This is a genomic window from Chitinophaga sp. 10T418 (assembly GCF_056394125.1).
This window is the reverse complement of the sequence record NZ_JBFTHG010000007.1, coordinates 237,481-250,651: the sequence shown is the minus strand read 5'-3', so window position 1 is coordinate 250,651 and position 13,171 is coordinate 237,481. Positions and strand designations below refer to the sequence as shown.

General features: G+C 42.2%; 9 protein-coding genes. 7 read left to right on the top strand and 2 right to left on the bottom strand.

Going from position 1 to position 13,171, the window contains the following annotated elements; genetic code table 11:
- The first annotated feature begins 52 nt into the window (after positions 1-52).
- Both AC1DCV_RS21920 and AC1DCV_RS21915 read left to right on the top strand, forming a co-directional pair.
- Positions 53-1,060 carry a PorP/SprF family type IX secretion system membrane protein gene (locus AC1DCV_RS21920; RefSeq protein ID WP_441572965.1) on the top strand — a complete coding sequence of 336 codons (1,008 nt, stop codon included), beginning with the start codon at positions 53-55 and terminating at the stop codon, positions 1,058-1,060.
- 63 nt (positions 1,061-1,123) lie between these two features.
- Positions 1,124-3,178, top strand: coding sequence for an OmpA family protein (locus tag AC1DCV_RS21915; RefSeq protein WP_477025158.1), 2,055 nt, complete (start codon positions 1,124-1,126; stop codon positions 3,176-3,178).
- A 185-nt stretch (positions 3,179-3,363) separates the two neighbouring features.
- Here the strand turns inward: AC1DCV_RS21915 and AC1DCV_RS21910 are convergent, their stop codons facing one another.
- Positions 3,364-3,867, bottom strand: coding sequence for a hypothetical protein (locus tag AC1DCV_RS21910; RefSeq protein WP_477025157.1), 504 nt, complete (start codon positions 3,865-3,867; stop codon positions 3,364-3,366).
- A gap of 505 nt (positions 3,868-4,372) precedes the next feature.
- Between AC1DCV_RS21910 and AC1DCV_RS21905 the strand changes: the two genes are divergently transcribed.
- Complete coding sequence (locus AC1DCV_RS21905; protein WP_477025156.1) at positions 4,373-5,788, top strand: MATE family efflux transporter; 1,416 nt, start codon at positions 4,373-4,375, stop codon at positions 5,786-5,788.
- 80 nt (positions 5,789-5,868) lie between these two features.
- Positions 5,869-6,792: a PfkB family carbohydrate kinase gene (locus AC1DCV_RS21900; RefSeq protein WP_477025155.1), complete on the top strand. Its 924-nt coding sequence runs from the start codon at positions 5,869-5,871 to the stop codon at positions 6,790-6,792.
- A gap of 105 nt (positions 6,793-6,897) precedes the next feature.
- Here AC1DCV_RS21900 and AC1DCV_RS21895 read toward each other — a convergent pair whose 3' ends face one another.
- Complete coding sequence (locus AC1DCV_RS21895; RefSeq protein WP_477025154.1) at positions 6,898-7,689, bottom strand: S1/P1 nuclease; 792 nt, start codon at positions 7,687-7,689, stop codon at positions 6,898-6,900.
- 105 nt (positions 7,690-7,794) lie between these two features.
- Here AC1DCV_RS21895 and uvrB point away from each other — a divergent pair, with 105 nt between their 5' ends.
- The 3 genes from uvrB to AC1DCV_RS21880 all read left to right on the top strand — a co-directional run bounded on the left by uvrB (position 7,795) and on the right by AC1DCV_RS21880 (position 13,020).
- The gene (gene uvrB, locus AC1DCV_RS21890) at positions 7,795-9,849 is read left to right on the top strand and encodes an excinuclease ABC subunit UvrB (RefSeq protein ID WP_477025153.1); all 2,055 of its coding nucleotides are present in this window, start codon (positions 7,795-7,797) and stop codon (positions 9,847-9,849) included.
- Positions 9,850-10,258: 409 nt separating this feature from the next.
- A complete protein-coding gene (locus tag AC1DCV_RS21885; RefSeq protein WP_477025152.1) occupies positions 10,259-11,650 on the top strand; it encodes an ammonium transporter in 1,392 nt (463 codons plus the stop codon).
- Positions 11,651-11,934: 284 nt separating this feature from the next.
- Positions 11,935-13,020 (top strand): porin, encoded by a 1,086-nt coding sequence (locus tag AC1DCV_RS21880; protein ID WP_477025151.1) that lies wholly within the window; start codon positions 11,935-11,937, stop codon positions 13,018-13,020.
- Positions 13,021-13,171: the final 151 nt, after the last annotated feature.

Here is a 13,171-nt window from a genome sequence, read left to right as displayed (position 1 = left end):
GGGATGCGATTTTGCATCCCGGTTTATCCAGAAAATGTTAAAAAATGTTCCTATGAAAAGGATTTTTATAGTCGCAATAATTTTATGGAGCAGTTTGTTGCCCAGGATATCTGTTGCCCAGGTTGATCCACACTTCTCCCAGTACTATGCTTACCCGTTGTGGCTAAACCCTGCTCTTACGGGAATTATAGATGGTGACTACAGGATTAGTGGTGATTATCGTAATCAGTGGGCAAATTATGGGAAACCTTTTTCTACGGCAGGTGTTTCTATCGATGCCGCCACCAACAAAAATATTGGTGTAGGCCTTAACGTAATGAATATGTCTGCTGGTGATGCAGGCTATAATTATTTTAATGCCATGGCCAGTGTTTCTTATAGTGGTGTGAAATTCGGCCGCACCAAAACCAGCCAGTTGGTATTTGGTATCAATGCTGGTTTAATCAACAGAAGATTGGATCCCGCCAAATTTCAGACAGGTAGCCAGTATCAGCCTGTAACAGGTTTTGATCCAAGCATATTCAACGGTGAAAATGTAAATAATACTACCTCAAATCAGTTTGATGCCGGCGCCGGCGTGGTGTACTTTGATGGTAATCCGAATCATATGTTCAATCCATTTGCCGGATTTGCTGCTGCACACCTTACGCAACCTAAAGATCCTTTCTCCGCCGATGGTACTGAAAGAAAGTTGCCGGTACGTTACCTGGTGCACGGAGGTACAAAAATTAAACTGAACGAGGCATTAAGCCTTACTCCTACAGGACTCTATATGAGACAAGGTAATGCGGAAGAGATTGTGGCAGGTGTATACGCTCAACTAATGGTAAACCCCGAATTCGACTTCCTGGTGGGAGGTAACTATCGCTTCAATGATGCGGTAATACCATTTGCCGGATTCCATTTCAAGAGTTTTACATTGGGATTGAGCTATGATGCCAATACTTCTAACATGCGCCGCCTCGTAAATGGCAGCCAGAGCTTTGAAGTTTCTCTTTCTTTTATCAGCCGCAAAAGAAGAGTGTTGAACGAAGAATACTTTATTTGTCCCAGGTTATAATCTGCAAGCAACCGGATCAGAATGGAGGAAAAAACTTATACAGAAAAAAGAAATGGAACCCTCATGAAAAAAATTACACTCTGTTGGCTGGTGGTTTTTTTAGGAATAATAGACGCGACACAGGCGCAATATGTTTACGATTTTAAACATACTGCTGATGTCTTTTACAATTCAAGAGATTATTATTCCGCAGCGCAGTATTATAATAAAGCGCTTGGCACTTTCAAGATCAAACCAGAACAGGTATTGCCCTATACCATTGCAGGTTCCGCACCCCCAAGCGGTAAAGTGAAAGATTATCAGCAGGTAGTAGCTAGGTTGGCTGAATCCTACCGGCTTTTCTATGATTATGGCAATGCTGAAACCTGGTACTCGCAGCTGGTAGGATTTAATAATCCTGCATATCCCCAAGCCCGTTACTGGTACGCGGTATGCTTACGCTTTAATGGAAAGTATCAACAGGCATTGGATGAATTTACTAAGTTCAAACAAAGCTATACTGCTGCCGATGAACTGTCTACAAGAACACCCCTTGAAATTGCCTGTTGTCAGTTCGCACTGTCAGAAGCCAATAAAGAACCAAGATTTACCATCGTTAAAACTTCAGGTAATGTAAACGAAGGTGGCGCTAACTACGCCCCGGTAATACTGGATGGAAGCACTTTAATGTATACGTCTTCCCGTTCCGATAATCCACCTTTGCCCGCGCCAACCGCCAAACAGGCGGCAGCCAATAAGAAACAGCCTAAAGGCACCCCCTATGTTAATGCGCTTTATACCGCCACTGGTAGCGGTAATAATTTTGATAACAGTCAGAAAGTAAATATTCCTACCGCCAAAGGTTATGATCAAGGTGTATCTACATTAACACCAGATGGCAACTCACTGTATCTTACCCGTTGGTTGATGAAAGATGGCGTGAAACAATCCGCTATTTATATCAGTACCCGGCAGAACGGTGTATGGTCAGAACCTAAAATCTTAGGCGATAATGTAAACGTAGCAGGGTACAATTCTATGCAACCTTACATCACAGCTGATGGAAAATACTTACTCTTTTCTTCCAACAGACCAGGAGGGATGGGTAAAAATGATTTGTGGTATTGTATTATGACTAACGGAACTCCCGGTGGTGCACGTAATATGGGAACTGCCATAAATACCAAAGATGAAGAACAGGGTCCCTTTTATGATGCCGAGAAAAATCTCCTGGTATTCAGCACAGATGGGCGTGTGGGCCTGGGTGGACTCGACTTCTTCCAGAGTGAGGGAGATTTTGGTACCTGGTCTACCCCTGTTAATATGGGCAAACCATTGAACTCCCCTAAAGATGATATCTATTACACTGCATTGGATAACACCCATCCTTTTGCCGCCGGATTCATCAGCTCCGACAGGGAATCTATTTGCTGCCTCGAAGTATTTGGTATTAATCGTATCCGAAAAATAGCCAGTGGATTGATTGTAGATTGCGATACACATCTGCCATTGCAGGGAGCTACTGTTAGCTTACTGGATACAGTGAGAAGAAAAACAATCAAAAAAATGACGCTGGATGCTACCGGCCGGTACACCTTCGAAGTTGATCCGCAACGCTACTATAAAATAATAGCGGAGAAAGAAAATTATTTCACCAAAGCACTCTATTTCAATACAGACGAACTGCAAAGAGTGGATTCTATGGATAATCCAACCCTCTGCCTCAAGCATTATGAAATCGAGAAACCAATCGTACTTAATAATATTTACTATGACTTCAACAAGGCCACACTTCGTAATGAATCGAAAGTGGTGTTAGATACAGTGGTAGATATGTTGAACGATAATCCGAAACTGACCATTGAAATGAGTGCACACACGGATAGTGTTGGCTCTGTAAAGTATAATGAGAAGTTGTCTCAGGCACGTGCACAGTCTTGTGTTGATTACCTGATAAGTAAGGGTATTTCACCGGAACGACTGATTGCGAAAGGCTATGGTAAATCAAGACCAATTGCACCTAACTCACTGCCTAATCATAAAGATAATCCTGAAGGTCGTCAGCTTAACCGTAGAACAGAGTTCAAGGTGTTAAAAAGACAAATACAGGTAAAAGAAGAAGATAGTAGTAGTCAATAATATTTTTTCTAAGCGCGGCTATAGGCCGATTGCTTCCATATCCTACATTTTACCATTTCAAAGCCGGCTATTTAGCCGGCTTTTTGTTTATAGTAAGGTATCCTTCTTGAATATAAGAACATGCAAAAGCATATCCTTTTGAAGGGATATGCCTGCGATAGTTTTAATGTAAATTCTTCGGAGAATTAGTTGCTTTTGCCAAAGAGACCGATAGCCAGCGTATCTGCGCCTTTCAACACTTTAATGTGAGAAGCGATAGCCAGTGCGTTATCATATTTGAAAGCGGTGTCTTTCTGAATGCTACCTGGTTTGCTAACTTTAATTGTTTTCACTTTAGTGAAGAGCTCTACTTTCAGTGCAGCGCCAGTTCCCTGGAAGCCACCATTGTACAGGGTGTCAGTAACCGGAGCGGTAGTTGTACCTGCAATCAGATAAATTTTGTGCGCTGCGTCTTTGGTATTTTTTGTCAGGTTCAATACTACATTCACAGAGCTATCAGTATTTTCTGTAAGTGTGATATTACCAACTTTAGTATCCTTATCAGCGCCAGTTCCTTTCAGGTCAAATGATTTGGTACGTGCAGGCGGTGGAGTTGGCGTATCATTATCATCATTTTTGCAGGATGTGAAAGATATAGCCAATACAGTAGCGAGCGCTACTCCGGTCTGGAGCGCGTGTTTGTTGAACATAAGCATGATTTCAGTTTTATAAAAGTTTTAAGATTACGATTCTGGAACAGTTGAATTACAACTGTCACTAACCTTGTGATTTTAAGATTGTGATTTACTTTTTTCTATATAGGTTTTCAGCGCTTACTAGTAGATGTTAAACGAGGCATGAAATAAAAAGTTACATCTATAAGTAGAAAATTTTTTAAATATTTATTTTTATCCCATGTAATGCTTATTGGTAAAGAGTTACAGCGGTATGAAATTTTTTTTCGACCAACACGGTAAGTATAACTAAGCGTTTAACCATTTATTTTTTAACCAGCATCTTTTTGTAAAGATGTTTTTTGATGATTCAAAAATTAAATTACATTTGTAAGGCATCGCGATCAGATGCGCCAACTGATAGTAATATGAAAATGTAATCAGACTACGGTATTTCCGTTTGTCGCCCTCCCACTCTTATTTTTTTGTTTGCAGTGCCCTCAACCGCGCTGTTTCTCCTTTTATTTTTCAAAGTATTTGTATGCATATTTTAACGAAGATGCTATCGCGCATAGCTCGTTTCTTTCAATTATTTAAAATAGCCGTTGCCGGTAGTGAAAAAGAGTTTACAACAGGTAGTATCAATCGTGCTATTTTTTTGCTTTCTATTCCAATGATACTGGAAATGGCCATGGAATCGCTTTTTGCAGTAGTAGACATTTATTTCGTGAGTCATCTCGGCGTGAATGCAATTACTACAGTAGGGTTAACCGAATCAGTACTCACCTTGGTGTATACTGGTGCAATGGGTTTGAGTATGGCGGCTACTGCTATGATCGCCAGAAGAACAGGTGAAAAAGATCCCGACGGAGCGGCACATGCAGCGATGCAGTCACTGTATCCCGGATTAATTATTTCATTGGTGGTAAGTGTTGTAGGATTATTTTTTTCGAAAGATATATTACTATTGATGGGGGCCGCCAAAGAAGTGGCAGATTACGGTTATGTATATACGAAAATTGTACTTGCTGGTAATGTGGTTGTTATTTTATTATTCCTGGTCAATGGTGTTTTTCGTGGTGCCGGAGACGCAGCATTGGCCATGCGCACATTATGGATTGCCAACGGTCTGAATATTATACTATGTCCGTTATTGATTTCAGGTTGGGGCCCTATTCCTGCAATGGGCTTAAAAGGAGCAGCCATTGCCACTTTTATTGGCAGGGGGATGGGCGTAACCTACCAGTTATATCATTTAATAAAGGGAAGAGACTTAATACGTATTACAAAGAAGCACCTGGTGCCTGTTTGGCGTTTGATTGGGGCGATCCTGAAAATCGCCATGGGGGCAACTGCGCAGATGTTGATTGCTTCTGCCAGCTGGATTTTCCTGGTGCGTATTATTTCTCATTTTGGCAAAGATGCGGTAGCCGGATATACTATTGCCATCCGGGTAATCATCTTTACCATATTACCTGCCTGGGGAATGGCCAATGCAGCAGCAGCCCTCGTAGGGCAAAACCTGGGTGCGCAGCAGCCGGAACGCGCTGCCACGTCAGCCTGGCGGGCAGCCTTCTTTAATATGGTGTTTCTGGGTATAGTGGCCATTATTTTCATGATAGGAGCACCGGCTATTATCAGCTTCTTTACAGATGATCCTATTGTGCTTGGCTATGCGGTGCAATGCATCCGGTTAATGAGTGGTGGCTATATCTTTTATGCCTTTGGAATGGTACTGACCCAGTCTTTCAATGGTGCAGGTGATACCCGCACACCGATGCTGATTAATTTATTTGCCATGTGGATGTTTCAGATGCCGTTGGCCTATACCCTGTCTGTTTGGTTGAAGATGGGCCCTGTTGGGGTATTCTGGGCAATTGCGATCTCTGAATCGGCAGCCGCTATAGCTGCCATACTGCTGTTTCGCCGCGGTACCTGGAAACAGGTGAAGATTTAGCTTCCTGCTTTCTGTATAAGTAGTTACCTTTGCCTGGTTTTGTATTAAATTTTAAAGTAATAAAAATTAACTAAAATAGCATGTCACTCACGGTTGTAGGTTCTATGGCGTTCGATGAAATCGAAACCCCCTTTGGCAAATCAGGTAAAATCATTGGTGGTTCCGCCGTTTACATTGCATGGGCGGCATCAAACTTTGTTCAGCCAATTAACCAGGTATCAGTAATAGGCGAAGATTTTCCCCAATCAGAACTGGATGCACTGACAGCAAAAGGTGTAGCGCTTGATGGTGTAGAGCATAAGCCGGGGGAGAAATCCTTCTACTGGTCAGGCAGGTATCACATGGATATGAATACCCGTGATTCATTGGCTACAGAGCTGAATGTACTGGCTGATTTTAAGCCAGTGATTCCTGAAAGCTACCAGGGAAGCGAATTCCTGATCCTGGGTAACCTTACACCACAGGTACAGATGAGTGTGCTGGATCAGTTTAAGGTACGTCCTAAGCTGATAGTAATGGATACCATGAACTTCTGGATGGAAGTAGCGCTGGATGATCTGTTGAAAGTATTAAAAAGAGTAGATGTGCTGATGGTAAATGATGGTGAAGCCCGTCAGTTGAGCGGTGAGTTCTCCCTGGTAAAAGCGGCCCGTAAGATCCTGTCTATGGGACCACGTTACCTGATCATCAAGAAAGGTGAACACGGTGCATTGTTATTCCATGAAAATCATGTGTTCTTTGCACCTGCTATGCCACTGGATGATGTGTATGATCCAACCGGCGCGGGTGATACATTCGCAGGTGGCTTCATCGGACACCTGGCTAAGACAAAGGACATTTCTTTCGAAAATATGAAAACCGCGATCATCGTGGGTTCTGCTATGGCTTCATTCTGCGTGGAAAAATTCGGTACAGAACGTATCCGTGAAATCACGCATGAAGACATTACTACACGTCTGGAACAGTTTGTTCAGCTGGTGAACTTCGATATTGATCTGGTATAGATAGCTTTTAGCTTTTAGCCATTAGCTTTTAGCAAAAATGCAGCAGGGAACAAACGATGTTCTCCGCTGCATTTTTGCTAAAAGCTAATGGCTAAAAGCTAAAAGCTATTTATATATTCCGTTCAGTACGGCCGCCAGTCTCAGCCCTCCTTTCAGCAGCTGCTGGTTCAGATCTTTTACAAAAACATAATTATAACGATAGCTGAGCTTTGCATCTGGTTTGGTATAGGCATATACTTTGTCGGACAGCAGATGTGAGTCGAACATCCAGTCGGCAATAGAACCGCTCTGTATGGTCTTTATTTCGGCTGCAGAAGCGATGTTAAGCGCTTTGGTATACTCTGTGTAACTCAGCTGCTGGAAATCGATCAGGTGCTCGTCCCATACACGATGCAGGTTAGACGGTTTGTCGAACCACATTACATTGATCTTGTTGCCACCCATATCTTCGTCACGGCCCACATGCAGTGGCTGATGCATATCTCCCATCATATGTACCAGGAAAGTCAGGGCAAACAGCTTTTTCTCCTGAGACAGCTCACGATTCTTCAGGTCTTTGATCATCGCCTGGGTTTCGGTATACAGGTTTTCACCGGTAGCCGCATTCAATAACTGATCAAATTTTGCGCGGTCAATATCCGCTGGAAAGTCCAGGTAGTGCCAGGAGTTGGTATGGTCATACTGGTGGGTGGTGTCTGATTTGATAAAATCCGGCCAGTTGGCAATCATGGCCATACTTTGACCTCCCAATATTTTATCGATCGCTTTACGGGCTTTTGGCGTAAGGTGAAGCCAGGCAATTTCAGCAACAATGCGGTGACCGTTAGGTCCCCAGGCAAAAGAGGCAAGGGGTAGCAGGAAGGCCACTATCAAGCCCAATAAAATTTTTTTTCTCATAAGTCAGTCCTTGGTATGAGCCGCTAAATTAAAGCTTCTTTTTTAACACTTCCACTTCCTTATTCTTTAGTATTTTTACGGATACTGCTCAAATACAAATTCAATATGCCTTTTAGTATACGCGCTCCATATTCTCCCGCTGGTGATCAGCCGGAAGCCATCAAACAATTAACCCAGGGACTCAACGAAGGGGAGCCATTTCAGACCCTGTTGGGGGTTACAGGGTCAGGAAAAACATATACTGTAGCCAATGTGATACAGGAGGTACAGCGCCCTACCCTGGTGCTGACACATAACAAAACCCTGGTGGCACAGCTTTATGGCGAGTTCAAACAGTTTTTCCCGGACAATGCGGTAGAATATTATGTATCCTATTACGATTATTATCAGCCAGAGGCCTATATGCCCGTAAGTGATACTTATATAGAAAAAGACCTGGCTATTAACGAGGAATTGGATAAGCTCCGGTTGAGAACTTCTGCCAGCCTCCTGTCTGGTCGAAGAGATATTATTGTGGTGGCAAGCGTGTCCTGTATCTATGGTATCGGTAACCCTACAGATTATGAAAATGGGATTATCCGTATAACAAAAGGACAGACACTGAGTCGTAATACCTTACTGCATGGACTTGTAAACTCCTTGTATAGCCGCACTACTGGCGATTTTAACCGGGGTAATTTCCGGGTAAAAGGAGACACTGTGGATATTAACCTGTCTTACGTGGATTATGGCTACCGGATTACTTTTTTTGGAGATGAGATAGAAGAGATAGAAACGATTGATGTGCAAAACAGTAAGCGTATTACCGTAGTGGAAAATGCTGCCATTTTCCCGGCTAATATGTATCTGGCGCCTAAGGATATGATGCAACAGATCATCTATGAAATACAGGATGAACTGAAAGCCCAGGTAGATTATTTCAAAGCCAATGGTAAACTGATCGAAGCACAGCGTTTATCCGAAAGGGTGAATTATGATGTGGAAATGATTCGTGAACTGGGTTATTGTAGTGGTATTGAGAACTACTCCAGGTTCCTGGATCGCCGTAAGCCCGGTGCGAGACCCTTCTGCCTGTTGGATTATTTCCCGGAAGATTTCCTGCTGGTAATTGATGAGAGCCACGTAACTATTCCGCAGATTGGCGCCATGTATGGCGGTGACCGTTCCCGTAAACTGAACCTGGTGGAATTTGGTTTTAGGTTGCCATCTGCTATGGATAACCGCCCGCTGAATTTCTACGAGTTTGAGAATATGGTGAACCAGGCCATTTTTGTGAGTGCTACCCCCGGGGATTATGAACTGAAGAAAACGGAAGGTGTGGTAGTGGAACAGGTGGTACGTCCTACCGGCCTGCTGGAACCTCCTATTGAAGTAAGACCCAGCATTAACCAGGTGGATGACCTGCTGGAAGAGATAGATAAGCGCGTACAGAAAGGTGATCGGGTGTTGGTAACGACGCTGACCAAGCGCATGGCCGAGGAAATGGATAAGTACCTGGGACGTATTAATATTAAGTCACGCTACATCCACTCTGAAGTAGATACACTGGAGCGTATAGAGATCTTAAGGGATCTACGGTTGGGTAATATAGATGTATTAGTAGGGGTAAACCTGCTGAGAGAGGGACTTGATTTGCCGGAGGTATCGTTGGTGGCCATTCTGGATGCTGATAAGGAAGGGTTCCTGAGAGATGAGCGCTCACTGACGCAAACGGCTGGTCGTGCGGCGCGTAACGTAGATGGGTTGGTCATCTTTTATGCAGATAAGATAACCGAGAGCATGCAGCGCACCATTGATGAAACGGATCGTCGCCGGGAAAAGCAGGTGGCCTTTAATATTGCACATAATATTACGCCGAAGACGGTACGTAAAAGCAAAGAACAGATCCTGGGCCAAACATCTGTATTGGAAATCAAGCACTTCGATGAAAATTCTMCTATGGCTGTACATGATGAAGTACAACTGGTAGCAGAGGATGCTATGGCATACGCCAAGACTTCCGCTGCGGCTGTGAAAACCATCCCGCAGATGGAAAAATCTATCGCCAAAGTGAAGAAKGATATGGAAAAAGCAGCCCGCGATCTTGATTTTATGGAAGCAGCCCGTTTAAGGGATCAAATGTTTGCGATGGAGCGGGAATTATTAGAAATGAAACAATAAATGGCTTTGCTCATTTATAATATTATATGTAATTATTCATAATGTATTTATCAGATTCTTTGCTTCAAATTGATAAATATAATATTTGTAAAATATTATTTGTCAGGTGTTTATGTCATATGTTCCCTCATTACAGTAAGGCGTGCACCTGGCAAATTTGAAAAATGTTAACCTTTCCTTAATGTCTTATGTAATATGCTTATAATCAACTTATTAAGTATGAATTAAGCACCGTTTGAAAAGCATATATTCAGAAAAATAATAATTAACATTATAGTTATTTATAATATTATTGACTTAATCCTAAATTTAGCACCTCTTATTCAAATATTTCTATTTTTAGCGCCTTCTATTTGATGTTTTAAATTTCAGACCTACTTTTATTTAAGAAATTTAAAAATCAAACGCTATGAAGAAAATATCATTTCAGGACTATCTCCCCTTCATTTTCCTTTCGATCATTGCGATTATTGGAATTTTTATCCCTTCCCTCCCGAGTTTTGCTGATGGCGGCAAATATAATTCTGCTGACATTGCCTGGATTCTGGTAGCCTCTTCGCTGGTATTTTTAATGACTCCCGGTTTGTCCTTCTTTTACGGAGGTATGGTAAATAAGAAGAATGTTATTTCTACCATGATGCAAAGMTTCATTGCAACCGGAATTATMAGCATTGTATGGTTAGTTGTTGGATTTAGCCTGGCGTTTGGTAAATCTGTTAACGGCATCATTGGTGATCCCCGCACATTCTTTATGTTTCAGAATGTAGGATCTGGTGCTCCATGGAGCCTGGCGCCTACTATTCCACTGTTATTGTTTGCGCTCTTCCAGATGAAGTTTGCGATCATCACACCTGCGCTGGTAGTAGGTGCCGTAGCAGGAAGAATCCGTTTTACTTCCTATGTATTATTCATGGTGTTATTCAGCGTATTGATATACGCACCTATTGCACACTGGACATGGCATCCTGATGGTATCCTGTTTAAATTAGGTGTACTGGATTTTGCTGGTGGTACAGTGGTACATATTTCTGCTGGTTGTGCTGCATTAGCTGGTGCACTGGTGCTGAAAAGAAGAAAGGATCACGTGGAAAAGAAAGAATTACAACCTGCAAATATTCCTTTCGTATTACTGGGTACCGGTTTACTTTGGTTCGGCTGGTTCGGTTTCAACGCAGGTTCTGCTTTGAGCGCTAACGCTCTCGCTGCTACTGCTTTTGCAACTACTAATACTGCTACTGCTGCTGCCGGTTTATCATGGGTGTTTTTTGATGTGATCCGCGGTAGAAAACCATCAGCACTCGGCTTCTGCATCGGTGCAGTGGTTGGTCTGGTAGCCATTACACCTGCAGCTGGTTTCGTTGCTATCCCACAAAGTATATTCATCGGATTTATTGCTGCTATCGTTTCTAACGTAGCTGTACACTGGAAATCAAAAACCAGCATTGATGATACACTGGATGTATTCCCTTGCCATGGTTTAGGTGGTATGGTGGGTATGTTACTCACAGGTATCTTCGCTACCAAAACCATCAACGCTGGTGGCAACGATGGTTGGCTCTATGGCAACTTCGAGCTGTTTAAAAATCAGGTGCTCGGCCTGTTACTGGTAGTAGGCTATAGCTTCACCGTATCATATGGTATCTTCAAACTGATCAACCTTATTCATCCGCTGCGTGTAACTGAAGAAGAAGAAGAACTGGGCCTGGATGTATCACAACACAACGAAAATTATCATCCTTCTCTGATCAGCATATCCGACAACGGTTCTCTGAAAGAAGAAGATGAACTGGTACACTCTTGAAAAAAAAGGTTATACACCGGTATAACAACAGAGTGGCAGTTCATTGAATACGATCTTTATCAACTTTATTAAACATATACTTTATGTTGTAAGAACCTGGAATGGATAATTGGTAGTTAAATCGCTGTAAATAAGTGAAACTCGCACCAATCATTAGCTACTGATTATCCATTCCTTCTATTCTGATTGTAGCATCATCAGAAAGCACGCGAATACACCCCCGAAACAATCCGCAAGAAAAGGCCGCATCAATACTTACCATTTTATCAACCAAATTTATAAGTATGAAAAGAATGTTAACGACCTTATTTGTCATGGGCAGCAGCCTCGTTGCCATGTCACAATCCACGACGGATACTACAGTAGCTCCGGCTTTTAAATTATCCGGATCCGCTGATGTATATTATAAGTACAATCTGAATGGCAACTACACCGATAATAAAACCAGTTTTACCAACTCACATAATTCTTTCGAATTAGGTATGGTATCTCTGAAAGTGGAACATGGATTTAAAAAAGGAAGTATCGTTGCTGATCTGGGATTTGGTAAAAGAGCCGGAGAATTTTCCTATAATGATGTACCTGGCTCGTCAAACGGCTTGTCTATGGCCATCAAGCAACTGTATGTTTCTTACCAGTTAACAGAAAAAGTGAAAGTTAGTCTCGGTAGTTTTGCTACTCATATCGGTTATGAATTGGTAGATGCCTATGCCAATAGAAACTATAGCATGAGCTATATGTTTAGTTACGGTCCTTTTTTCAATACAGGAGTTAAAGCAGACATTGCAATCACCTCCTCTTTAAGTGCCATGGTAGGGGTGTTTAATCCTACCGATTTAAAATCAGTATCCCTTAACAGCCATAAATATATTGGTGCTCAGCTGGGCTTCGCTCCTGCCGAAACACCCATTAAATTATACCTGAATTACCTCGAAGGAAAAGATACTTTCGGTGTTCAAAACCACCAGGTAGATCTGGTAGCAACTTATCAGATTAATAAAGTGCTGGGTCTTGGTTATAACGCTACCTACAGCACTTATTCAGATACACGCGCACCTAAAGAAACCCGTGAAAATGCCAAATGGTGGGGTAATGCGCTCTACGTAAATCTCGACTTTACCGATAAATTCGGATTAACAGTACGTGGTGAATACTTTAGTGATAAAGATGGTTTGAAAGTATTTGGTGCGATACCCGATGGAGGTAATGTAGTTGCCGGTACGCTTACTTTTAATTATAAGGTAGGAAACCTAACTATTATGCCGGAATTCAGATTAGATAAAGCATCTGCTGATATATTCAGTAAGTCGGATGGTAAACCTTACGATATGACATCCAATGTACTTTTAGCCGCCACTTACCATTTCTGAGCAAAAGAGCAGAAAGGATAAAGCAAAAAGCTATTGTAGTGAATGATGAAGGCGTATAAATAATCGCTCTGGTCGTTCGCTACAATAGCTTTTTGCTTTCTGCCTTATGCTTTCAGCTTCTTTTGTATTATATTGGGTTCAAAAAGAAATA